At 36.2% G+C, this 24,306-nt stretch carries 16 protein-coding genes and 1 pseudogene; 10 read left to right on the top strand and 7 right to left on the bottom strand.

Annotated features, from left to right (window positions below):
• Nucleotides 1–2: 2 nt before the first annotated feature.
• Entirely contained in the window at nucleotides 3–1,802 is a 1,800-nt protein-coding gene (locus LEP1GSC203_RS16465) for a sensor histidine kinase (RefSeq protein ID WP_002975371.1), read from the top strand.
• Nucleotide 1,803: 1 nt separating this feature from the next.
• Nucleotides 1,804–2,562: a response regulator transcription factor gene (locus LEP1GSC203_RS16460; protein ID WP_002975431.1), complete on the top strand. Its 759-nt coding sequence runs from the start codon at nucleotides 1,804–1,806 to the stop codon at nucleotides 2,560–2,562.
• A gap of 545 nt (nucleotides 2,563–3,107) precedes the next feature.
• Here LEP1GSC203_RS16460 and LEP1GSC203_RS20155 read toward each other — a convergent pair.
• The 3 genes and pseudogenes from LEP1GSC203_RS20155 to LEP1GSC203_RS16445 all read right to left on the bottom strand — a co-directional run.
• A pseudogene (locus LEP1GSC203_RS20155) lies at nucleotides 3,108–3,323 on the bottom strand (LIC11213 family lipoprotein); the annotation flags it as partial.
• 367 nt (nucleotides 3,324–3,690) lie between these two features.
• Nucleotides 3,691–5,127: a RecQ family ATP-dependent DNA helicase gene (locus tag LEP1GSC203_RS16450; protein ID WP_002975333.1), complete on the bottom strand. Its 1,437-nt coding sequence runs from the start codon at nucleotides 5,125–5,127 to the stop codon at nucleotides 3,691–3,693.
• A gap of 60 nt (nucleotides 5,128–5,187) precedes the next feature.
• Complete coding sequence (locus tag LEP1GSC203_RS16445) at nucleotides 5,188–7,062, bottom strand: AMP-binding protein (protein WP_002975269.1); 1,875 nt, start codon at nucleotides 7,060–7,062, stop codon at nucleotides 5,188–5,190.
• Nucleotides 7,063–7,224: 162 nt separating this feature from the next.
• Between LEP1GSC203_RS16445 and LEP1GSC203_RS16440 the strand changes: the two genes are divergently transcribed.
• From LEP1GSC203_RS16440 to LEP1GSC203_RS16420, 4 genes are all read left to right on the top strand, one after another.
• Nucleotides 7,225–7,800 (top strand): WG repeat-containing protein, encoded by a 576-nt coding sequence (locus tag LEP1GSC203_RS16440; RefSeq protein ID WP_002975358.1) that lies wholly within the window; start codon nucleotides 7,225–7,227, stop codon nucleotides 7,798–7,800.
• An 8-nt stretch (nucleotides 7,801–7,808) separates the two neighbouring features.
• Nucleotides 7,809–9,386, top strand: a complete 1,578-nt coding sequence (locus tag LEP1GSC203_RS16435) for a C1 family peptidase (protein WP_002975247.1) — start codon at nucleotides 7,809–7,811, stop codon at nucleotides 9,384–9,386.
• Between the two features lie 500 nt (nucleotides 9,387–9,886).
• Nucleotides 9,887–11,944 carry a sensor histidine kinase gene (locus LEP1GSC203_RS16425; RefSeq protein WP_232225924.1) on the top strand — a complete coding sequence of 686 codons (2,058 nt, stop codon included), beginning with the start codon at nucleotides 9,887–9,889 and terminating at the stop codon, nucleotides 11,942–11,944.
• Between the two features lie 183 nt (nucleotides 11,945–12,127).
• The gene (locus LEP1GSC203_RS16420; protein WP_002975236.1) at nucleotides 12,128–13,711 is read left to right on the top strand and encodes a 7TM diverse intracellular signaling domain-containing protein; all 1,584 of its coding nucleotides are present in this window, start codon (nucleotides 12,128–12,130) and stop codon (nucleotides 13,709–13,711) included.
• Between the two features lie 6 nt (nucleotides 13,712–13,717).
• Here the strand turns inward: LEP1GSC203_RS16420 and LEP1GSC203_RS16415 are convergent, their stop codons facing one another.
• Entirely contained in the window at nucleotides 13,718–14,815 is a 1,098-nt protein-coding gene (locus tag LEP1GSC203_RS16415) for a LamG-like jellyroll fold domain-containing protein (RefSeq protein ID WP_002975337.1), read from the bottom strand.
• 116 nt (nucleotides 14,816–14,931) lie between these two features.
• A complete protein-coding gene (locus tag LEP1GSC203_RS19665) occupies nucleotides 14,932–15,807 on the bottom strand; it encodes a LamG domain-containing protein (protein WP_084765017.1) in 876 nt (291 codons plus the stop codon).
• A gap of 560 nt (nucleotides 15,808–16,367) precedes the next feature.
• Between LEP1GSC203_RS19665 and LEP1GSC203_RS19470 the strand changes: the two genes are divergently transcribed.
• From LEP1GSC203_RS19470 to LEP1GSC203_RS16385, 4 genes are all read left to right on the top strand, one after another.
• Nucleotides 16,368–16,877: a DUF1554 domain-containing protein gene (locus LEP1GSC203_RS19470; protein ID WP_051064189.1), complete on the top strand. Its 510-nt coding sequence runs from the start codon at nucleotides 16,368–16,370 to the stop codon at nucleotides 16,875–16,877.
• Nucleotides 16,878–17,012: 135 nt separating this feature from the next.
• The gene (locus tag LEP1GSC203_RS16395; protein ID WP_039938286.1) at nucleotides 17,013–20,729 is read left to right on the top strand and encodes a LamG-like jellyroll fold domain-containing protein; all 3,717 of its coding nucleotides are present in this window, start codon (nucleotides 17,013–17,015) and stop codon (nucleotides 20,727–20,729) included.
• 159 nt (nucleotides 20,730–20,888) lie between these two features.
• On the top strand, nucleotides 20,889–21,689 hold the full coding sequence (locus LEP1GSC203_RS16390; RefSeq protein WP_002975496.1) for an alpha/beta fold hydrolase: 801 nt from the start codon (nucleotides 20,889–20,891) through the stop codon (nucleotides 21,687–21,689).
• 5 nt (nucleotides 21,690–21,694) lie between these two features.
• Nucleotides 21,695–22,042, top strand: a complete 348-nt coding sequence (locus LEP1GSC203_RS16385) for a hypothetical protein (protein WP_002975283.1) — start codon at nucleotides 21,695–21,697, stop codon at nucleotides 22,040–22,042.
• Nucleotides 22,043–22,075: 33 nt separating this feature from the next.
• Here the strand turns inward: LEP1GSC203_RS16385 and LEP1GSC203_RS16380 are convergent, their stop codons facing one another.
• Nucleotides 22,076–22,954, bottom strand: a complete 879-nt coding sequence (locus LEP1GSC203_RS16380; protein WP_002975390.1) for a tyrosine-type recombinase/integrase — start codon at nucleotides 22,952–22,954, stop codon at nucleotides 22,076–22,078.
• Between the two features lie 70 nt (nucleotides 22,955–23,024).
• Nucleotides 23,025–24,305: an ankyrin repeat domain-containing protein gene (locus LEP1GSC203_RS16375; RefSeq protein WP_002975486.1), complete on the bottom strand. Its 1,281-nt coding sequence runs from the start codon at nucleotides 24,303–24,305 to the stop codon at nucleotides 23,025–23,027.
• Between the last annotated feature and the right edge of the window lies 1 nt (nucleotide 24,306).

The following is a 24,306-nucleotide window of genomic DNA, read 5'->3' as shown; positions in this document are numbered from 1 at the left end:
AGATGGTTCTCACTGAATCAATGTTTAACCACCAAACTTCCATTAAATTGGATGGAGAATGGGAATTTTATTATCAAAAACTATTAACTTCAGAAGATTTTAAAACACTCAATTCTATTCAAGGAAAAGATACAATATTACTTCCTGGATTTTGGAATGATATCAAACGGGAAGGAAAAACCTACTCACCACAAAGTTACAGCACCTTTCGTTTGCACCTAACTCTACCAAAAACATCCATCAAAAACCAATTTTCCTTCTATATCCCACACGCATTTACCACCTATCGCATGTTTTTAGACGGCTCATTAATTTCCGAAAACGGAATTGTCGGTACAACTGCAAAAGAAACCAAGGAATACTGGTTACCAAAGATTGTATTTTTTACACCTACTAACGAAAATTTAGAAATTATTATCCATGTGGCTAATTATAAATCTTTAAATGCAGGTTTTCGGCAAAGCATAGAAATTGGTACACAAGAATCAATGGTTCAAACGAAACAGGTTCGATTGGCTTTGGATATTTTTTTGATAGCTAGTTTATTTGTAATATCGCTTTACCATTTCACTCTTTTCCTTTTAAGAAAAAATGATCTAAGTCTTCTTTATTTTTCAATGTATTCATTCGTAAGCATGATTTATAAATTTACGAGTGGAGAATTTTTTTTATTGATTCTTTATCCCGATTTTGAATGGCGATGGCTGATTAAAACATTCTTTGTTTCTGTCTATTTGACATTCCCATTTCTATTAAGTTTTATCGGAAATTTATTTCCAAAGGAAATCGATAAAAAACTATATTACACATTCCAAAGTCTATTTTTTTCTCTTACTTTTTTTGTATTATTATCAGAATCTACTTGGATTGAAGAAACACTATTGCCAGCAGAAATTGCAATGTTATTTTGTTGTATTTATATTTTTTGGATTTTAACCAAAGCAGTAATCAATAGAAGAGAAAGTGCTGCTGGTTTTATCTTCGGATTCCTTTTTTTATTCTTAACTATAGTAAACGATATATTGTTTGAGAAAAATATTATCAAAACAGAAATATATGGACCTCTAGGTAATTTTGTTTTATTCTTTTCTCAATCATTTTTCTTATCAAAAAAACATTCAAAACTATACCTAACAATTGAAAAACAAAAAGAAGAATTGGAACAATCAGTAGTTCTCAAAGATAAAATCTACCATACAAACATTCATTCTAAAAGAATGGAATTAGAACTGTATAAAAAATCCATCCAACCTCACTTTTTAATGAACTCACTGTCTGCAATTCGTTATTGGGTTTCCGAAAGTCCTGAAAAATCAGTTTCTATATTAGATTCCCTTGTCGGCGAACTTCGTATCATATTAAAAGTTGCATCAAAACAACTAATCCCTATTGGCGATGAAATTGATCTATGTAGGTATCATATTGGTGTAATGAAGATGAGGATGGAAAAAGAATATAAATTTAAAACTTCTGGTATCGATGGATCAGAGCTCTTCCCGCCTCTTATTTTTCATACATTGATTGAAAATGCCTTTACCCATGAAGATTCCCCACAGGCTAAACTCTATTTTGGTATCTTTAAAAAAAAATATACAAATCATGAGAAATTATTTTCCTCCTATTGTTTTATTGTGTATAACCATCAAATAGAAAGAGAGGATATACCTCCGAAGAGCGGATCCGGAACAGGATTAGAGTATGTTAGGCTACGTTTGGAAGAGTCGTATTCAGGAAAATGGTCATTAACTCACGGGAAATCTAAACACGGATACAGAGTATTGATCCAAATTCAAGAAAATTAAAATGAAAGTATTGATTTTAGAAGACGAACCAGTTCACGCAAAGTATTTAACAAAGATGTTAATCGACATTTCAGGTTCAACAATTGATGAAATTAAACATGTTTCCACAATCGATGAAGCAGATGAGCAATTAAACCAATCATCTGTGGATATATTTTTTTTAGATCTTAATATTTTCGGATCGGATGGATTCAACATTTTGGATAAAATTCCTACAACAACAATTAATACAATAGTTGTCTCAGCAAATATAGACAACGCAATTCGCGCTTTTGAGTATGGTGTAATAGATTTTATCGCAAAACCTGTGTCGGAAGATAGATTACGATTGGCTTTGGAGAGGCACTCTTTATTTACAAACACTTATAAGAGAGGTGCAGAAAACCAAAACAACAGCAAGTCACGATTATTACAAGTAGATCTAGAAAGGTTACAAATGCGATTATTTCATCTTATGGAAGTTGAAAAAATCTATCTAAATGAAGATTTATCCTTAGAAATTCTAGCCGAAGAATTAGAGTTACATCCCCGACAACTTTCCGAATTTTTAAATGGAAAAAAACAAACTAGCTTTAATTCTTTCTTACATAGTTACCGAATCAAAGAAGCAAAGGATCTACTGATCAAATATCCGGAAAAAAATGTAAGTGATATTGGTTTTGAAGTGGGATACAAGTCACTTTCCAGTTTTTATGATGCTTTCAAAAAAGAACTTAAAATTACTGCTTCAGAGTTTAGACAAAAGACTTTATCCTCCTAAAAGTTTAATCATAAAATCAAAAAATTGATTTTGTAGCAAATTCAGTTAACCAACTTGTTAACTTGATAAAATTCCTCTTTTATCAGGTAAAAAAAGATTCAGATCACTCTGGACTCCCGATTCTTGACGAAAAAAATATAAGTAAATTAGAATATTTATTATTTAACATGTAATTTATTCGGTTGAACCAAGAGAATCTTTAATGATTATAGAAAAGTATTTCAAATATTATATTATTCAATGGAAAACAAAATCTTACTTAAGTAGATATTTTTGCAGTCGATTATATTGTTTTGCTTTTTGTCACAAAAAATTGGACGAAAGGATACTTCGTTCGTATCTAGATTCGCAGTGCTAATAACTTCCGAAACAAAACCACGAATGGATTCATGAGGAGCCTCGCTTTAAAACTGCACCTTTACTTCTTTAACAACTAACTCTTTTGCTTTTCTTTTTGCAAGTAAGCAGGATGTTTAGATCACCAAAAGAAAAAAACAATTTCATTTGGAAGGAAATCAGAGGTTTCCGACTTTGAGAGTCCAATACTAGATAGCTTTATTGCTCGAATTGTTATTATAGATTTTCATCGATCCTTTATTGATCTTATTAAAGAGTAGACTTCCCCTTGGATTTCCAACAGTGGCTTGATTTTTCGTGCTGTTCAAGGATGTGATGTCAAAACCAGCATTCGCATTGTCTGCATTATGGCAATTGGAACAAGTTGCAAATGTTGGGGCAGGATCTGTGTAGTCCGCGTCTGTGATTTGAATTTTCCATGATTTTGATAGGACAAGATACAACCGGATCATAACCTACACCACCTGGCATATCTTCATTCAATATGAAATTTCCCGCAGCAGTTAACGAAAGATCGCTCGTTTTACTAAAATCAACTTTGTGAAGAAAAAACTAAGGCAAATATAAATAGGAACAAAATTAAAAACTATTTTGTAATTGTTATATGTTCCCATACTTTATTTTTCTTCAAGTTATCCTCAATTAGAAAGAAAGTTATTTATCAAGAAAGGATATTACTCTATTTTTTCAAAGCAAATTTCCTGAGAGCGGAGTCAGAATTAAAATACAAATATAAAATTATTTTCCGAATATTAGACAAAAAACGACTCTCTAACATAAATCACAATTCCCGCATCCATTAAAATCAGAATCAAAATATTCATGGATAAACTTTCTTCGGCAATCAAGTGTTTTTGTATACATTAAGGTTTGATACAACTGCTTCTGATTTTCCTTTTTTTTATCTAATAATTCCGACTCCGAAAACATAGAATCTTCCCATTCAGATTCAATCTGCAATGTTCCCCTCTCTAACTCTCCGGAAATTAAACCTTTGTTTGCCAGTAAATTTAGAGCAGTCTGAATTCGGTGGTCGCCTTTATTTTTATAAGTCATAAATGACTGTAAGGTTCCATAGTCCAAACCCGATAATTCATTTTGTTTTTGCGATAATATACCAAAAAGTTTTTTTAAATAAGTTCGATCTGGATTTTGCCATTCTATAAATTCCATTTGAACTGCAAGGTCATCTTGGCAATAATAGAGTTTACAATCAGATGGATTTCCATCCCTACCTGCACGACCTATTTCTTGGTAATAGGATTCAATACTACCCGGAATTTGAGCATGATAGATATTACGAATATTAGGTTTATCAATCCCCATTCCAAATGCATTGGTTGCAAGCAGGATACCTTCTTCTGATTTGAGAAAAACAGATTGAATTTTATTTCTTTGGTCGGGTGAAAGTTTTCCATGATACACAAGGTGTCTCTTCTTTTTTGTATCTAACCAATGGCTAAATTTTTCTAACTCATTAATCAAACTAAAATAGATAATCGTAGCACCTTTTGTATTTCCTAAATCTTCTAATATCGAATTGTATTTTGATTCTGTATCAAAACTATCAACAACTGAAAGTCTTAAGTTTGGCCGAAATAATCCATCATCAAAGATTTGGATCTGGTCTTTTTCGATTCCTAACTGAGAAACTATATCCTCTCTCACTCGATGGGAAGCTGTTGCTGTTAGAGCTATGGTAGTTGGGAACTTAAGTAACTCTCGAAAAAGTTTTATTTTTGTATAATCTGGTCGGAAATCATGTCCCCATTGGCTAATACAATGTGCTTCATCAATCGCAAGTAAGGATACCGTTTGGTAACTTAATGCATCTAAAAATTCTTTTTTTTGAAATCGTTCCGGTGAAACATAAACTATCTTATACTCTCCGGATTTTAGTTTTGCATAACGCTGTATTCGCTCCGATTTTCCTAAACTAGAATTGATAAAATCGGCAGAAACACCTTTTTTCTGTAATGCGGTAACTTGGTCTTTCATAAGTGCAATGAGAGGTGAAATCACAATACAAATTCCAGGTAAGTGTATGGCAGGGATCTGGTAACATAAAGATTTCCCCATTCCTGTGGGCATAAGAACCAAAGCATTTTCACCAGAGATGATATGTTTGATAATGGTTTCTTGTTTCCCACGAAAATCGGAAACACCAAATATATTTTTGGTTGTACTAAGATCCAAAGAAAACTCCATCAACGTGGCCGATATTCACTTTATCTAATATTAGTATCTTCTTAGTAGGTATCAAAGTTTTTATTTTTGAATTTTTAATCGAACTGCCTCCATTACCTCATCCAAAATCGAAGGATCATCAATCGTTGATGGAATCGAGTAATTTTCTCCATCAATCATTTTTCGCATAGTTTTACGAAGGATTTTTCCAGAACGAGTTTTTGGTAACCTTTTTACAAAAACAACAGTTTTTAACGAAGCGATTGCTCCAATCTTTTCTCTGATTCTATGTGTTAAATCAGATTCAATAGCTTTAGGATCAATAACGATTCCATCCTTACAGACCACAATCGCTAAAGGAACTTGCCCTTTGATCTCATCGTCTATCCCAATCACTGCTGATTCTGCAATGGATGGATTTTCGGCAACAATTTCTTCCATCTCGCCAGTTGACAACCTGTGACCTGCCACATTGATCACATCATCAATTCGACCCAATATGAATAGATATCCATCATCATCAAAGTAACCTCCATCACCAGTCAAATAATATCCAGGATAATGTGAAAGATAAGAAGATTCAAAATTAGAATGATCATTCCAAAGTGTAGGCAAACATCCCGGTGGCAATGGAAGTTTGATTACAATATTTCCTTTTTCTCCTTGTTTTAGCTCATGTCCTTCTTCATCAAGAATCCGAACATCAAAACCTTTTACCGGTTTCGTCGCAGAACCAGCCTTAGCAGGAAGAGGTAAATCTCCCATCATATTGGCCGCAATTGCCCAACCAGTTTCTGTTTGCCACCAGTGATCCACCACAGGAACATTCAATAGTTCGCGTGCCCAATCATAGGTGACAGGATCCGTTCTTTCTCCAGCTAAAAATAAATACTTAAGTGATGATATGTTGTATTTGGCTAACTCTTTTCCTTCTGGATCTTCTTTGCGAATGGCCCGAAATGCAGTTGGCGCACAAAACAATGTTTTTACTTTGTATTCTTCAATGATTCGATAAAAAGCACCTGCATCAGGTGTTCTAACTGGTTTTCCTTCGTATAAGACAGTTGTACAACCATAAATGAGAGGTGCATAAACAATATAGGAATGGCCAACAACCCATCCCACATCTGAGGCCGCAAAAAATACCTCACCAGGTTTCATATCATATATGGCTTTCATTGAGTAATGCATTGCAATCGCATGACCCCCGTTATCACGAACAACTCCTTTTGGTTTTCCAGTTGTTCCCGAAGTATAAAGGATATACAAGGGATCTGCGGAAGAAACAGGGACAAATTTTTTATTACCTGCAGATTCCATTAGTTCATCCCAATTCAAATCTCTTCCCGTATGCATGATCACTTCTAAATTAGGGCGCGACTTGAGAATCACATAAGTAGGTTTGTGCTTAGATAAATGCATAGCTTCATCTAACAATGGTTTATATGGAATTATTTTTGTTATTTCTACTCCATAAGATGCTGTAATAACAATTTTAGGCCGGCAATCATCTAACCTAACTGCAAGTTCATGGGGAGCAAATCCACCAAATACGACAGAATGCACTGCCCCAATCCTTGCACAAGCTAACATGGAAATTAAGGCTTCCGGGATCATTGGCATGTAGATGACCACTGCATCTCCCTTTTTTACACCTAAGGAATCTAAAGTGAATGCCATTTTCTCTACTGAATCCAATAGTTCGCTGTAAGTAAATTTAGCTTTTGTTTTAGTTACTGGAGAATCGTAATAGATGGCAATTTCTTCTCCTTTTCCTGATTCAACATGTTGGTCCAGAGCTAAATAAGAAGTATTTAATATTCCATCAGGAAACCAGTGATTGAGTCCATCTTCACATTGCCCGTAAGCTACACTTGGTTTTTTCTGCCATGAAATTCGATCTGCCTGAGACATCCAAAATTTCATTATATCTTCGCTGTGAACCGGTTGTTCCATTTTATCACATCCTAATTGTTTATAAGATTCAAATTCTCCAAAAATCCCAACTATAAAATTCTACAAACTTACGAAAACATTACCAAATTGATTTTAGAATGAATCCAAAGAACTTGACAGCGAGTATTTTAGAAGTATTGTAATTTAATCTTAGGAGAACGAATGAAACAACTTCTTATTTTTTTATTGATCACAATGCCACTGCTAGCTGAGTCGAATACTCCTGTTTCTTTTGAAGAAAAAGGATTTTTTGGTTATAAAAACAAATCAGGAAAAGTAATCATCAAACCCCAATACCAACAGGCAATGGACTTTACCAAAGAAAAGGTTAGTTTTGTGGTACACAATAACCGATGGGTTTGTATCGATATAAAAAACAATGTACTACTAGAAGCTTTTGTATATGATAATGGCCCCGATTATTATTCTGAAAATTTTGCTCGTTATATAGAAAACAAAAAGATCGGCTACTTTGATTCTTATTGTAAAAAAAGGATTTCTGCTTTATTTGATTTTGCATATCCCTTTGAAAATGGTTACGCGAAAGTATGTAACGGTTGCGAATCAAAGTTAGATGGAGAGCATTACACAATCTTTGGCGGGAAAAATGGTATGATTGACAAAAAAGGAAAAATTGTAATTCCAATTGAGTACGATTCCATTGACTCTATTGATTATAAAAAGAAAATCGCAATTGTTTCAAAAAATGAAATAAAAAATACAATTCACTTTAAGTAGGAACTCCGATGCCAATCCGAATGACAGATGATGAGAAAGATCCAGAAAAATCCAAATTAAACAAAAAAACTTTTTTCCTTATAACAATTTTTGTTTTCCTAGGAGGATTTTTATTTAAATATCCCAAACTCATCATACCAATTCTAGCAGTTGGCCTAATCGGTTTTCTTTGTATCGACAATAATTCTAACAACTTTTTTGATTTTGGCAAGGAAAATTCCACCGAAACTCTGTTAGATGGTACAAGAAAGCTAGGCGCAAAATTTGATACAAAACGGTATGACAAGGCACCAGTTTATGAACCACTCTCCCAAGAATTTGGAACCAAACTGCCTTCTAAAGTTTCTCTTCTAAAGTATGCGCCAAGAAGATTAAACCAAGGAGACCAAGGTTCCTGCACAGGTTGGGCGGTATCTTATGCCGCTCGCACTATCCTGCATGCACAAGCAACTGGAGAGGATCCAAATAAAATTAGTTTTAGCCCAGCTTATCTTTTCAATCAAAACACTGATAAAAATTGTGACGGCGCCTACCCTGTTGATTTACTTGATGATTTAAAAAAACAAGGGAACTTACAAATTACTGAATTTCCCTATAGCGAAAGTTCATGTCGTAACAAACCATCAAAAGAACAAAAATTAAAAGCCAAAGAGTTTCGAATCGAAGGATACCAACGTTTAACAGAAGATGGCGAAGATTATCAAACTAACATTGAATCTGTAAAACAATATTTATCGCAAGGTTCACCTATTGTAATCTCAATGGAAGTTGGAGGGACATTTTTAAATTTAAAGAAATCGATTTGGCTTCCAAGTGATTCAGATTACCAAGCAGTGAACCACTATAAAAAAAAGAAAACTGCAACTGGAGAATGGGGAGGACATGCGATGACTGCCATCGGATACGATGACAATCGTGAAGGGGGTGCCTTCCAGATTATGAATTCTTGGGGGGAAGGATTTGCCAACCAAGGAATTTTTTGGCTTCGGTATGAAGATTTCAATATATTTGTTAGAGAAGTTTACGCTTTCTATCCTCCAAAAAAATTTGATCCGAATGAAACCTATTCTTTCCAACTAGGTCTCATCAACAATGCAACCAAAGAGTTTATCCCACTTAAGAAACTAAAAAATAATTTATACCAAACGGTGCAACCGATACCGATTGGAACACGTTTTAAAGTAAGTGTTAAAAACGATAAACCAATTTATCTTTATATTTTTGGACTAGATACTGATGGTAGCTCCTATGTTTTATTTCCATATACAGACAAACATAGTCCATATTGTGGAACAAAGGGAACGAGAGTTTTCCCAAAAAAACAAAGCCTAGAAGTGGATCCGATAGGTAAAAAAGATAATATGATCATTGTATTGAGTAAAAAACAATTAGATTACAAAGTTATGAATCGATCCGTCAATCAATCTATGACCAAACCTTATTTTGAAAAATTTCAAATGCTACTTCAATCTCAAATTTCAAAATCATCTTCCTTTGGAGAAGGTGGTGATACCATAGAATTAGTCTCCAAGGATCATAATCCAGATACAATTGAATTAGTTAAGATTGAATTTGAAAAAAAGTAAGCTAAAAAAATGCACTGACATTACCTTAAGAATGAATCGATTTAAATACCACATAACAAAAAAATATGGATCACCATAATACTGCTTGTTAGTTTCTCAATCAAATACTAATTAATTTCCTGACACCTTCCACGCTGTCGGTCGAACTTAAACTGGTCAGCTAAACGCAGGAACTGTAGTTTAGAGCTCAATGGAGCAAACATTTTTTTTAAGGTTTCATTACTGCCAAAGACGAATGGAGTTACCTGCGGAATTACGAATTTTACAACCAGGAAAATGATTTCTTCTGATATAACAAATGTAGTGGCATGCTGCAACATTTGCATAGTGGAACCTGAATATGCTTGTATCAATTCTTCATCAGTCTGTACAAATTAAGTTTGATTGAATGCAATGCAAGGAATTATAGGATTTCCACTCAAATTACGACATACCACTCAAGTAAAACATCTTAGCTAATTCGAAAATAAATCTGTGACAGTATCTTCCTTGATTCCAAGATGGCAGTGAAGAATGGAATCGGTACATTAGTTTTGTTTGTAATGAAATGGAAACTTACTATTTGGTTGGCCTTTCTTTGTTGTTGTGCACCTGTAACTTCTTTTATCGAAACTCCCATGGCCATCCAAGGCCAACTGGATTTACAATCCTGGGATTTTAATCAAAACCTACCTCTATCAGGTGAATGGGTATTTTATTGGAAACAATGGATCCAACCGCAAATACCTCTTTCAGAAAATCGATCCGATGAAAAAAAAATATTTAAGGAACCAACGTCCATTAATCATTTCCAAACCATTGGAGAAAGATGGAAAAATAAATTGGATGGAATTGGTTATGCCACCTACCAACTAACAGTTAGATTTCCTGATACAGCAAAAAGGAATATTTATGCTCTCCGATTTTTTCAGACGGGAGGAGCTGCCATGTCCATCTATGTGGATGGAATATTGCAATTAGAGTTGGGGAAAGTGGGTATCTCCAAAGATACTATGGTTCCCACTCGTAGCTCTGGATTGGTTGTTATACCTTATCCAAACAAAGAAACAAACATTCTGATAAATATTTCTAATTTTCATCATGATGATGGGGCGTTTTGGTATCCACCAATCTTAGGATTATTTGATCACATACAAAAACAGACGGTTAGCGAAGTAATTAAAGATTCTTTACTTACTGGTGCACTTTTATTTATGGCCTTCTATCATTTTGTTGTATTTTTATTTAGAAGGAATAGGTTCATCATTCTCTATTTTGGAATGTATTGTTTTGTAATCGCCCTCCATTCTATTTCTTTAAATGGAGATTCCTTATACTATTTATTTCCAGAGGTAGTATATAAGATCGCTTTTGCTCTTTCGCTGATTTTTTACTTAGCAATGCCTTTTTACTTATCATTTCTTAAAGAAAAGTTTCCAGAAAATTTTTCCAAAAAAACAGTAAACTTCTTTATAATAACATGTTCTTTTCTATTTCTTTTTGTTTTGATCGCACCTTCTGACTTAGGTTCTAAAACTACACTACTTGGAATTTTTCTTACGATCCTTGGCTTATTCTATTCCATCATATGTCTTGTTTATGCGAGTTTCCAGAAAAGAGAAATGTCCTTACCTCTCCTTTTGATTCAAGTTTTTTTATTCCTATGTGCTATCAATGATACATTGTATTTATACGGAATCCTAAACTATTTTCTAATTCTTAAGTATTCTTATTTAACCACTGTTTTATTCCAGTCTCTTATTTTAGCTTCCTATTTTACAAAGTCCGTAATCAAAACGGAAGTATTAGGAAAAGAACTGATTAAACTGAATGAATCTTTAGAAAAAACTGTCATCCTTCGCACACAAGAATACAAAGAAGCAAAACATATTGCAGAAGAAGCAAATGAATGGAAAGATAAATTCATATCCTTAGTGGCCCATGACTTACGATCTCCATTAAGCACTGTATATTCTGCACTTACAATTGTAACTGACAAAGATTCCACGGAAGAAGAAAAAACACATATATTCAAACAATTGTTCGTAATATTAGAAAATGCAATGTCCACCGTGGAACATTTACTGAATTTAAACAGATTTAATAAAGGGAAAATACATTTAAACTTATCAAAAAACAATTTTTTGAACGTTTTACGACCGTTAATCGATTCTTTTGCTCTGGAATTACAGAAAAAATCAATACGATTAGATTATTCAATTTCAGAAACAGCAACAATCTATGCAGATAAATCAATACTCATTGAAATTATGCGGAATGTAATTGCCAATGCAATAAAATTCAGTAACCCAAATGGTTGGATCAAAGTAGGTATTCGTGACAATGAACAGTCTACTGAGATTACAATCGAAGACAATGGACGAGGAATTCCTATTGAACGTCAAAAAGATTTGTTCTACAAACAAATGACTTCACCGGGTAGCTTGGGAGAAAAGGGATTTGGAATTGGACTGAAACTATGTTTCGAACTCATCCGTCTCCACCAAGGGAACATCCGTGCTGAGTCACAAGAAAGAAAAGGGAGTCTCTTCACTTTAGAGTTTCCTAAAGAAACCTAACTTCACAAGACTCTATAAAAACGAATCACTCTAATCACTCAATTTTTTTCCCAGCTTCAATCTAATTCCAAACAAAAGTGTAGAAGAACTAGGCAGAATGATTCTTCGCCTAAATTTCCATTTGAACACATTTTTACAAAAAGGCTTGTCAAACTCTATTATTCGATACAACTATTGGCTTCGATGAAACATATTTTGCGGGTCATTCTCTTGTTCCTACTTTTGGTAGGAACCTCATGCGCACCCGATGGTTCAGGCAACCAAAACGTAACCAATCAATTCGAATTTTTGAGAGATCCTTCTACAGAAATTCCATTGAACCAAATTCAAAAATTAGAACTTTGGAAACCAATTTACGAACACCAACTCTCGTTTAATTTTACTAATGATGTCATTTGGCTTCGAGGAAAAACTTCCGATGGGAAATTTTCAAAAGGTAAGATTCTTTCTTTGGAATGGAAAGCTCTTGACGAAGCGATTTTATTTTATCCAGAAAAATCCAAAGAATTCCAATTATATAAAACAGGAGACACAATCCCGAAATCACAATGGACATTGCCAGAAGCTCTCTACCCCAGCTTCCAAATTCCAAACAAAAAAAAAGATGAATATTTTTATATTCGAATCCAATCAAAATCCTTAATCTCTTTTCCCATTCTTTCTTTAGATGAAAAATCGTTTAACAAACGTATGATTTTAGAAACCGCAGTGACTTGGCTGATTTTGGGTGTCTGTGCTGTAATGTTTGTATTTGCTCTTTTTTATTTTTTTGCTTTTGGATTAAGTGAATTTTTCTTTTATGCGGGTTATGTAGTTTGTACTGTTCTCTGGTACAATGGCCAGTATGGAAATGCTTACGATGTCCTATGGCCAGAATTTCCTTGGTGGCAGAACAAAGCCATTTTAACATTTTCCACTCTTGGAATTCCTTTTTCATTCCAATTTGTCCGAATGTTTTTAAATACAAAATTGCACAACCCACGGATTGACAAAATTCTACTGATCATGGGGATTGTGGCTCTCTTTTGCGTACCTGCGATTCTTATATCTGATACAACTAAAATTTTTTCTAGAATCGCAACTTATATTTATCTTATCTCCATTCCTTTAATTCTTGGAACTGCCTTACAAATTTTTTTCAAAGGAGAAAGACGTATCCTTTTCTTTCTTATTAGTTGGGGATCCTATTTTATCATTAGTTATAATACAATGTTTTATCTTTTAGGAATTTTACCATATTCTATTCCTCTACTCTATTCAGCGGTGTTTATTTTTCCCATCGATCTATTTTTCTTGTTGTTTAATCTATTACAAAAATATGAAAAATTAGAAGGCGAACGAAATGAAATCCTACACCGAATTGTCACCTTGAATAATGCGCCAACGACTCGTTATGTGAAGTCAAAGTTAAACGCGGTAAACACTGAAGAGTCTCTTTCAAAATTAGAATCATGGATGAGACAATCAAAACCTTATTTAGATGAAAAGTTGGATTTAGAAATTGCCTCGAGAGCAATAGGTCTCACTGTCCAACAAACTTCTGAATTACTCAATTCCAAATTGGGGATTAGTTTTCGCAGTTATTTAAATTCCTTTCGCATCACAGAAGCCAAAAACTTCCTTATTGACAATCCAGAAATGTCCATCCTTTCCATTGCTTATGCGACCGGTTTTGGTTCCAAAACTGCTTTTAATGTAGAATTTAAAAAAGCCACGGGTCTCAGTCCTTTGCAATTCAAGCAGTCCCATGTTGCCAAGAATCAATAACAACTGTTAAGGGCCAACTACAGGTAATCCTTGATACACTTGATTTACTGCTGTGGCACTGAGTGCCGAGCCAAATACACGAAATCCATCAATGGCACCGTGGTAATAATATCCGCCTCCCCAACTTCCAAAAGTAATTTTTTGTAAAATCGTGTCTACTAAACCGGAACCAGTCGTAGCTGGAGTACCCAAAAAGGTACCATTGGTATAAAAGGAAGAATTTGTTCCGTCAAAAACAATACAAATATGTGTCCAGACATTTGCAGGTGGAGCAAAGGTTTGTTTCGCACTAAAGTTTGCTCGAGTAAAATATAACCCAGTCACTCCCGCAGTGTTTTGCAGTCCAAAGCCGCAAGCATTACTAAAAAGTGTTCCGTAAGTCAATATCAATTCCTGCACTCCAGATCCGAGGAGTGCGTTTGGCTTGAGCCAAATACAAATGGTTCTTGGCAATGTTCCGCTTGGCAACATACTATCCCCGCCAATTTGGGAAGTAATATCTGTATTATTGAGATGTATTGCCCCATTTGTGTCTCCTTCATATCCAGTGGTTGTGGAAAGAGTAGGTCCAGCTGTTAGAATTAATGGTTGGATGCCTGAATTCTCCAAAGATCCATCCGTAAATTTTAAATGAACGAAGGATCCAATTTCAATAGCGATTCTTAAAGTTGTACTCAATTCACCTGAACTCGTATTCAAAGTCACCGTATAATCAATGTAATTTGCCAAAATTGATGGAGCTCCGCTGATTTCACAAGTTTCGTTATTTATTGTAAGACCTGCTGGTAACGCCGGAGAAACCGTACATTTAGTAACCTGATTGCAAAAATTTGTTTTTATAGAAACTGGGAAGTTTTGTCCCAAAAGGTATTCACTCTTAGGGTAAGAAAAAGAATTTCCACTGGTGCAAGGAAAACAGTCCTTACCTTTTAAGAGGCAAGCAAGAATTTGGGTTTCATTATACTCACGACTATAAACATCCCCTGCATTATTAAAATCGGAAGGATTACAAGTAAATACCGGGAAAAGTAAGAATAGAAAAATGAATCGGAAATGACAAGTTTGGAAATTTAATTGTAAATTATTTATTGGTCTAATTTTCATCATGGTTCATAAGATAACAGATCGTTGCGACTTAGTCGTTCCGATATATATTTCCGAACCATTTTTCTAAAGTTTATACTTTGAGAAGGATCATTACCATCCAAACTTCACAGTTCTTAAAAGGCAGCTCCCAATCGATAAATCTGGGCGATTTGGACTGAGTTTAAGGCAATATCATAGACCCGCATATCATCGGAATCACCCCACCAGTAATATGCCAACCCACCACTTCCAGTCCAAGTCCCAATGACAAATGCTCCAGAAGTAGTATTGAGTGGACCAGAACCAGCAAAAGCAGGGCTTGCGATAAAGTTCCCATTCACATAGATACTTACCGTATTCCCTCCGCTATATGAGGAACAAATGTGCGACCAAGTGTTCAACGGGATTGTATAATCAGCAAGGGCATCATATCCGAATCCTAAAAATGAAACTTTATTTCCAGAAGACGTTGATAAAGCAAGTACAGATGCATTTGCAGTAGTAGTATTACCATAACGAAAAACCAATTGGTGTGAATTATTTGCAGGAAGTTGCGAAGGTTTGATCCAAGCACATAATGTCCTTGGACTTGATCCCAATGGTAAACTGGCATCTTGGCCTGCTGCTGAGGAATAATATCGATTATTCGTATCGAAATTTAATCCTCCATTGGCATCGCCGTCTTTGCCTGTTGTTAAATTTGGCGCCCATTCCTGAGAAGAAAAATTAAATACCACTGGTCCCGAATTCACTAAGGAGCCGTTAGTAAAATCCAATTGCACTAATGGTTGGATTGGCGCACTGGACAAACTACGAGGACAATAAGGACCTTGGAGCAAACAACTTAGTACCTGAGTTTCTGTATATTCCCGACTGTATGCATCATTTGCATTCTCCATATCAGTGGGTTTACAAAATAAAATAGATAAAACAATCGAGATGAAAAATAAGCCAGATTGCACATCATGAGAAAAAATACGATTATGGCGATTTCTTTGTATTTTCATCATTGTAAATAGAATAACAGATCAGTGTCAATTAGTCGTTCTAATATATATATCGGAACGAATTTAATAAAAGGATTAGTGAGGATACAAAAGAGGTTCCGAATAGATTTCTGCCGTGGTTACTTTTTGCAAATACCAAAGACTCAATGATTCGAGTGAATCAGACCCTTAAATTTTCGAATTTTTGTTACTGCCATTGACAAAGATAAATTTAGTAAATAAATTTATGAAACAACTTATGATTAAGAAATTTTTATGTTTTTCATTATTTATATTGTTTCTTTTTCAGGATTGTAAACCGACAGAAGTTTGTAATATAAACGACTCCGATTCACAATGTGGTTTGAACCATATGTTGGTGCAAACCACATTGTAGTTTAACCTCTTTACCGCCCTCCAAAAATATCAATGTACTGACTGCGAATAAAATAATCGCTCAAAGCACAAAACTTACACATACCGGCCTTATCAATGGAATCACTTATTACTATGCTATTGCTGCGGAAAATTCACTAAACCACAAAGAAGGCGTAATTTCAGAGGAAGTGTTTTTTACTCCAGCGATGAAAACTTATGTTACGGCCGTAACCTATTCCATCCCGAGTATCGGAAGTATTGCCGGTGCTGATACCATTTGCAATAACGATTCAGGCAAACCAGTCGGAGGATCTTTTTACAAAGCCTTACTTGTAGATGCAGCAGGTTGTATTGGAAGTACCCCTTGCAGAAGAGCTTCTATAACGGCAAATATAGGTGATGGACAAATTGACTGGGCATTAAAACCAAACACAAATTATGTGAGATCTGATGGAGTCACTCCCATCATGACTACCAATGCAAATGCTTTATTCATCTTTGGGACATTAACTAACAGTTGGACAAGTGCAGCTTTAACTGGCATCAGTGGAATGTCTGGAACTTGGGTAACCTTTGCAGGACTCACTTGTATTAACTATAGCGTAAATTCCGGCTCAGTGACCACCACCCAATACCAACAAACAGGGAGCGTATCACTTTCTGGTACTTCTTCTTCCTGCACACTCTCATTCACTTTGCTTTGTATCGAACAATAAAAATAATCCGGAAAAGGCCATTCAAACCAAATTTAGACCAGCAGTAATTATTTCGGATCGAAGGATTTTTAATCCGAAATCTCTTGATTAATATCGTGAATATTCCATTGTTCCACTAGGCCACGAGATTTTCCAATGAAGAGATTTACATTACCGCTGGTATTTTTTTTCCTCTCTTCCTGCGGGCTTCCTTCCCTAGTGAGGGACCCGTTGGAGTTCTTGGCATTCCTGCGTTTTTTCTCAAGTCCCCAGTTTACAGGACATAGTATTGGTGGAGCTGTATCTGGGCTTGCGTCTGGAACTTCGGTGACTCTAACCAACAACCAAGAATCCATTACAATCGCAAGCGATGGGAATTTTACCTTCCCCACAAAATTAAGTTCAGGTGCAAGTTATAACGTAAGTTTTGTCACAAATGGGGTTGGCATTACCTGTTCGATCGCAAATGCACAAGGAACAGTCCAAAGTAGCAACGTAACTAATGTTAGTATTACTTGTGGGTTGGCCAGTGGCTTCTACGAAGTAGGAGTGAATGTAACAAACCTCAGCGGAACTATCACTGTCGAAAACAACGCAACTGAAACACTTAATATATCCACAACGGGTCTAACAAAATTCACTACCCTGATTCCCTCAGGTTCCAATTATGCGGTGACCATCACCGCACAACCTGCCGGTACGATTTGTTCCTTTGATGATCCAACATTGACAATAGGTACTATAGCAACTGCCAATGTAACCATATTCCTAACATGTGTAAGTGGATATATAGTTGGTGGGAACATTCATTCAACCCCCAGTACAGATCTAGGGACCAGTCTTATCGCTAGAAAATCATTTCTAAAAACAAGGGTAGGTTCTTATCCGATCAATGCTGGCGGAGCCGGAGCTGTGACAGGAGGAGCCGTAGTGAGTGCTACACCTACTACTGCTCGATTCAATGCACCAGGTATGATTGCTACTGATGGTAATTTCATATACTTAGCGGACTCTATGAACGCAGTCATTCGAAAGATCGACAAATCAAATGGAACCACAACGATCCTTGCTGGTGGAAATGCTGGAGGTGGTACAGTTTGTCCGGGAACTCTCACTACCAACTGCAAAGATGGTGTGGGAACAGCGGCCGAGTTCAATGGAATCATTGGCCTCACAACCAATGGAAATAATTTATTTGTATTAGAATCATCTGGCAGAAGGATTAGAAAGGTAAACCTTGCCACTTCTGTGGTTTCCACTTTTGCTGGAACTGGGAATGCCGCTTTTGCAGATAATGTTTCAGGAATTCTAGCCTCTTTCAATAACCCTTCTTGGATCACCATGTTCAATGGCAATCTCTATGTTGTCGATCGAGGCAATTGTACCATTCGTGTTGTGAACCCTACAACAACAGCCGTAAGCACGATTGCAGGTGGTCCAACTCTCTGTAGTTTTGCGAATGACCCAATAGGGACTAACGCTCGTTTTGTGTCGCCACTTGGTGTCGTTGGCCTAGGTGGATACCTCTATATTACGGATATTGGCGTGGGTGGTGGACATAAAATTCGCAGGCTTTCCTTAAGTGGAACGAACGCAGTAGACACGTTAGCCGGGGATGGTGTACAAGCTTCCACTGATGGAATCGGAACCGCAGCCCAGTTCAATGACCCGCATGGCCTTACCACTGACGGCACAAACCTTTTTATTTCAGAGTGGTCAGGGCATAAAATCAGACATCTCAATCTATCAACAGGACAAGTTACAACTCTTGTAGGAAGTGCCTCTGGCTATGAAGATAATACTGGTGGGAGCGGCCTATTGAACTTTCCCGGTTATTTATTGTCAGACGGAATAAACGTATATATAGCAGATACAGGAAACCACTCGTTACGTTATTTAGAACCCTCAGAATTATTACGTTTTACTTTTGACGGAAATACAAACGATTCGATTGGCACTAATCATGGAACCATTGTAGGTGGGCCAACTCCAACTATAGACGAGAATGCTCTAGCTAATGGAGCTTATGAGTTCGATGGAAGTGGGGACATGATCCAATCCTCAGCAAATATTACACCTCAAATCTCCGATAACCTAACAATCTCAGCATGGGTGTATCCAGCAGGAACTGCTTCACCTTCTACTCAATTTATATTCTATAATGGACAAGGTGGTGCCAATGGATACGGACTCGTCTTTGAAGGCGAAGGGACCTCACGAAGATTGTATATCTCACTTGGTGCTGTTGGACCAAGTGGCTTTACAACCATGCGGTTACCTCTAAACCAATGGTCGCATGTGGTTCTCAGGCGATCCTTTCCCAACTGGCAAATTTATATTAACGGAAAACCAGATGCAATGGTTTTTTCTACGAACCCCATTGCACCAGCGAACACTTTCAAAGTAGGAGATTCAGGTGGAGGTGTGTTTTTTAAAGGGAAAATCTCTGATGTTCGTTTTTTTAATGGGGCACTCGACAACGATTCCATTCAAAAACTTGCAGTGCAAGTTCCTCTTGGCCTTATCTCCTATTTCCCCTTCAATGGGAATGCCAGAGATTACGGAAATTTTCGCAATGATCTGAACATCACTGGAGCGGTGGCAACAACGGACCGCAATGGACATCCCAACGGAGCTTACTACTTTAACGGTGCCTCCTTTATGCAAAAATTAAGTCCCAGTGGATTGCCAATGGGGACTACCCCAAGAACTATTTGTGGATGGTTTAATAAAGCAAGTTCTATTGGCGAATATATTGTAGGATATGGATCCTTCACTACTTCACAAGGGAATGGGCTTGTGGTTTCTGATACTGTCACTGGTATGTTTGGTGTGTCTGATGATGTTACAATCTTTCACGAAGGTTTTCGCAACCAATGGATGCATCTCTGCGGGACCTATAATTCCCCGAATGTTGAAGTTTATGAGAATGGAGTTTTACGCGTTTCAGCTGCAATGCCGACTTGGTCTACAGTCGCTGGACCTAGCCTAGAAGTAGGAAGACGGCTTGATGGTGTTGGAAACTTTACTGGCGATCTTGATGAGATTCGAATTTATAACCGCGTACTTTCTTTAGCTGAAATTCGAACTCTCTCTGGTGCTTATCCCACGCAAGTCAGTAGCTGGAACCAAACGCCTGCTAGCAGCAGTTTGAAATTTTTTCTAATGCCGGAAGCTGCTTCCTTTGGACCGGGAGCTTGTAGTGGAGGTTCCAATTGTGTGGGTATTTGGGACGACAGGAGTGGAAGTGGATTTCATGTTAGCCAAGGCACGGGATCCCAACAGCCAATTTTTAGCGCTACTGGTATCAATGGATCAAAGGGTTTACGTTTTTCTAATACGGCAGCAACATTTTTATCAAGAGCTTGTGTTCCTGAATTAAACACCGTCGCCAATACTATTTTTGCAGTATTCAACGATTTAGATGGAACTGGGAGCGACGGACTTTTTCAAAATGGTGCCATTGGCACAGGTAAGTTATTGTATTTACCAGATGGCCCTGGGAACCGACTCAGCTTATTTGACCAAATAGGAAACACAATACGCTTAATCTCTAACGCCAATTACAGTAGTGTCAACGAATTCATTTTAATGTCTCTTGATTATAATGGCACTTCAGGAAATATTTATAAAGGAGGAGCCGTTGAAGCTTCCTCTAGTTTCGGGGCACCTACGTACAATTGCGGAGGTGGAAACCTTGATATTGGTAGGTATTATTTTGGAGGAATAGCTCCATCAGATGGGGATTATTTTGATGGTTTTATCGGAGATTTCATTTATTTTGACCAAGTTCTTAGCACCAGTGATAGAGAAATTGTGGAATGTTATTTATCCAATAAATACAATCTTCCAGTGGGCCATACTTGTCGTTAAACAAACAGCAGGTTACCGTAGCAGAACTTAACGATGGTAGGTGAACAAACCTTCCGTATCCTGAAAGCATCATTTCAAAAAATATCAAAATAGCAAGTATCGGGTTTTCGAATCTCAAAAATCAATCTACACTATTAGCATTCGTTATTAGGAGATGAGATGAAAACTTTTATTTTACTACATGGTTCCTACCATGGGGCATGGAATTGGCACAAAGTAGTTCCATTACTGCAAAAACTTGGACACCAAACAATAAGCCTTGATATGCCAGGACATGGAATTGACAGAACCAATATACATTCAGCAACACTCGATGACTATACAAATAAAACTATCGATGTTATCCGAAGAATAGAAGGAAAAGTAATCTTACTTGCCCACAGCCGCAATGGAATTGTAATTTCAAAAGTGGCAGAGAAAATTCCGGAAAAAATTGAGAAATTAATTTACCTTGCCTCCTATTTAATTCCTAACGGAAAATCTATGATGGAATATGCACTCCTCGATCGCAAGTCGCTAGTGATTCAAAATACAGTTCCCAAAGTTTCCTTAAAACTAACTAGCTTACTAATTCAAAATTATAGCGGTTATAAAAAAACATTGATCGATATTTTTTTGCCGAAGAAATTCAGAACCCATCGTTTGAGTCAACATATCTTTCATGAAGCACTTTACCATGATTGTGCTCCAGAGATCACTGAATTAGCCAATAAACTACTTACACCTGAACCGAATTTAGGTGGATTTGAAAAATTGCGATTAACTCCCGAACGGTTTGGCAAAATTCCAAAAATATACATAGAATGTTTACAAGACAAAGCTGTTACGCTAATGATTCAAAGGAAAATGCAAAAGGATACACCTTGCGATAGAGTTTTTCAAATTGATTCCAGTCATTCTCCCTTTTTTAGCAAACCAAAGGAATTATGTGATATACTGAATGAAATCGCGAAGGAGTAATTTCTATGTCTGAGTTTCTTTTGATTTTTACTATGATCGTTCTTTCACAGGACAAGATCATTTTGACAATGGAAAAGGTAAATTTAGTAAATAAAACCAGTGTCGGAATCGAACAGTATCAGTTTGAAAATACCGAAGTTGGTTTTGCGTCCGCAGAAAAAGAAGAGAAAAACATTCGAAAAAAATTAAATCTTCCAGCTTCCGATTGTTTGGTGGTTTTAAACAGGGAGAAAAAAGGGTACATCCATGTGGGTCTAAGCCACATGGGGAACTTGCCTGAAGCGACTAAAATTCCAGAACCTAATATAGAAAAAATTGCGGCGCTATGTCGAATGAAACAGGCAAAGTTTTGACATTACCTCATACTTTTACAACTCAAACCAATCTCAACGAAATTGAAATCCATACTGGTTTTGGTTTTCAAAAATTCCCAATCGTATATTTCCAATCTTTTCCAGTGGGCTTGTAATTTTCAAAAGAGAATTGGGACTCACATGTAGATAAATTAATGTGCTTTTGATATCGGCATGACCCAGTAGTTTTTGGATGTAAACTAAACTGTATCCATCTTCCAAAAGATGAGTGGCAAAGGAATGTCTTAGTGTATGTACTGTGGCATATTTTTGAATTCCCGATAAATTTCGAATCTTCTGAAATGCTGCTTGGACAGTGCGAGGGCTGATTGGTATATTCTTTCCTTTTTGCGAAAAGAACAAATATGTCTTTGGATTATAAATTTCCATATACTGTTTGAGAAGGGATGCTGTTTTGTCTGCTAAGATTGCATACCTACTATGGCCTCCTTTTCCAGAGCTAATGAAAATTGCTTTTCTTTCAAAATCTATATCTTTTACCTGAAGGTTAAGCACTTCTCCAATACGAATCCCCGAAGAATAAAGTAAGGTAAAAATGGTTTTCTCACAGACAGAACTACAATTCGTAAGAAATGCTGTAACTTCTGTTTGGCTAAAAACAGCAACAACAGTTCGTTTCCTTTTGGGGAAAGGAACCAACTCCAACATATCCTTACGACCAAGAAGATTGTAAAAAAACAAAAATGCGCTATAAAAAATAACTAATGTAGAATCTGATTTATTAGCCTGCCTCATATTCAGAAAAAAAGTATAAATATCAAAGGGTTCCAAATCCAAAGGAGACTTTTGGAAGTACCTAACTAATATATACATACACATCGTATAACTTCGAATTGTCTTTTTTGCATACCCATGCACCGTCATATCTAAAATCATTTTATCTTTTAACATACCCATTTGTACATGGCACAGAATGTACAGAGGAAGAAAAAGAAAATATTTTCAAACTTTACAAATTGGATTAAGGATGTTTCAGTAAATCTACAATTCTTTGGTGCCCATTTTCCAAAGCTAAACTCAAAGCAGTTTGGCCTTTTTTATTTTTAAGTGATGGAATAGCATTATTTTCTAAAAGGAATTTTACAATTTCAAAACTTCCATCTCTTGCAGCTAAAATCAAAGGGGTTTGACCTTCGATGGCATCAGCTTGGTTGATATTACATCCAAGAGATACCAACTCTTTAACCATTACTTCATTTTTTAATAAAACAGCTACAATCAATGGAGTTTGGCCAAATTCATTAATCGCTTCTAAACTAGCCCCTTCCTTTACAATGGATTTAACAAACTCAAGTGAGTTACCATGAATGGCCCAAAAGAGAGGTGTATATTTATGTTCATCTACTTCATTAATACCGACTCCCGTGAGACGAAGTGCTTCGAAAAGGAAAATGTGGTTTTCTCTGGCAGCATAAATCCAAAGTATTTTTTTCCTTCGTGAATAATCTAGAAAGAACAAACTAATCAAAAGAAATAATAATAGAAACGCACCAAAAGCTCTCCTGGCTGCCAATTTTGTGTCAGGATGAAAGAAAAAATCTGAATTATCTCCCAAAAGAATGAGGACGGATTTGTATTTTTTAATAATCAAATATAATAATACAAAATTTGTTGGTAGTGTAAATGCAACCAAGTAGGGAATATTCACTATTTTTCCGTTGCCTGCATATAAAACAAAGTAAATAGGAAATAGAACAATCAGAAAAGTATATATGTTAATACTCTGAGCTATATAACCTTTCGTAGACCCACCTTTTGTGAGAAGAAGCCCCCGGTGGAAACTCATCAATTGTAAAAAAAGTGAAGAAAGGATTGCCCAAATTATGGAACTAAGGATTTGAACCGAAGAGAGAGGAATGGGCATATCCCAACGATTTTTACTCATTCCAACATATAATCCAGCAAGTATGGCAACTCCACCGACAAACCAAAGCGAAAAGAAAACACGAATCGAATGCCTTGCTCTTCTCATTCGAGAGGATTTATCCTCTTCTACATCTTCTTCCCCCAGGATATCTTCTACTGAAGAAGCCACACGTAACATTCCAAAGACGGAAACTGCAATATAAAAACAAAAAAACGATACTCCTAAAATATTCCGTTTCCAAGATACATCGCTTGAAATGTAGCGAACAAAAACTATCAAAAAGATTGTTAAAAGTGCAGGGGTAAGTAAACGTATAATCGAAATCAATCCCCCGCGGAATGGATTCATTTGAGGAAGGATTTTTTCTGCATTCATA

It is taken from the genome of Leptospira terpstrae serovar Hualin str. LT 11-33 = ATCC 700639 (assembly GCF_000332495.1).
Lineage (GTDB): Bacteria > Spirochaetota > Leptospiria > Leptospirales > Leptospiraceae > Leptospira_A > Leptospira_A terpstrae.
Note: the sequence above shows the minus strand (reverse complement) of the source record. Positions and strands in the feature narration are given on the sequence as shown.

Bases quoted from the DNA above. Each gene is read 5' to 3' on its own strand.
- LEP1GSC203_RS16465 (WP_002975371.1), top strand. From the start codon at position 3: ATGGTTCTCACTGAATCAATGTTTAACCACCAAACTTCCATTAAATTG.
- LEP1GSC203_RS16460 (WP_002975431.1), top strand. From the start codon at position 1,804: ATGAAAGTATTGATTTTAGAAGACGAACCAGTTCACGCAAAGTATTTA.
- LEP1GSC203_RS16450 (WP_002975333.1), bottom strand. From the start codon at position 5,127: ATGGAGTTTTCTTTGGATCTTAGTACAACCAAAAATATATTTGGTGTT.
- LEP1GSC203_RS16445 (WP_002975269.1), bottom strand. From the start codon at position 7,062: ATGGAACAACCGGTTCACAGCGAAGATATAATGAAATTTTGGATGTCT.
- LEP1GSC203_RS16440 (WP_002975358.1), top strand. From the start codon at position 7,225: ATGAAACAACTTCTTATTTTTTTATTGATCACAATGCCACTGCTAGCT.
- LEP1GSC203_RS16435 (WP_002975247.1), top strand. From the start codon at position 7,809: ATGCCAATCCGAATGACAGATGATGAGAAAGATCCAGAAAAATCCAAA.
- LEP1GSC203_RS16425 (WP_232225924.1), top strand. From the start codon at position 9,887: ATGGCAGTGAAGAATGGAATCGGTACATTAGTTTTGTTTGTAATGAAA.
- LEP1GSC203_RS16420 (WP_002975236.1), top strand. From the start codon at position 12,128: ATGAAACATATTTTGCGGGTCATTCTCTTGTTCCTACTTTTGGTAGGA.
- LEP1GSC203_RS16415 (WP_002975337.1), bottom strand. From the start codon at position 14,815: ATGAAAATTAGACCAATAAATAATTTACAATTAAATTTCCAAACTTGT.
- LEP1GSC203_RS19665 (WP_084765017.1), bottom strand. From the start codon at position 15,807: ATGATGAAAATACAAAGAAATCGCCATAATCGTATTTTTTCTCATGAT.
- LEP1GSC203_RS19470 (WP_051064189.1), top strand. From the start codon at position 16,368: ATGAAAACTTATGTTACGGCCGTAACCTATTCCATCCCGAGTATCGGA.
- LEP1GSC203_RS16395 (WP_039938286.1), top strand. From the start codon at position 17,013: ATGAAGAGATTTACATTACCGCTGGTATTTTTTTTCCTCTCTTCCTGC.
- LEP1GSC203_RS16390 (WP_002975496.1), top strand. From the start codon at position 20,889: ATGAAAACTTTTATTTTACTACATGGTTCCTACCATGGGGCATGGAAT.
- LEP1GSC203_RS16385 (WP_002975283.1), top strand. From the start codon at position 21,695: ATGTCTGAGTTTCTTTTGATTTTTACTATGATCGTTCTTTCACAGGAC.
- LEP1GSC203_RS16380 (WP_002975390.1), bottom strand. From the start codon at position 22,954: ATGTTAAAAGATAAAATGATTTTAGATATGACGGTGCATGGGTATGCA.
- LEP1GSC203_RS16375 (WP_002975486.1), bottom strand. From the start codon at position 24,305: ATGAATGCAGAAAAAATCCTTCCTCAAATGAATCCATTCCGCGGGGGA.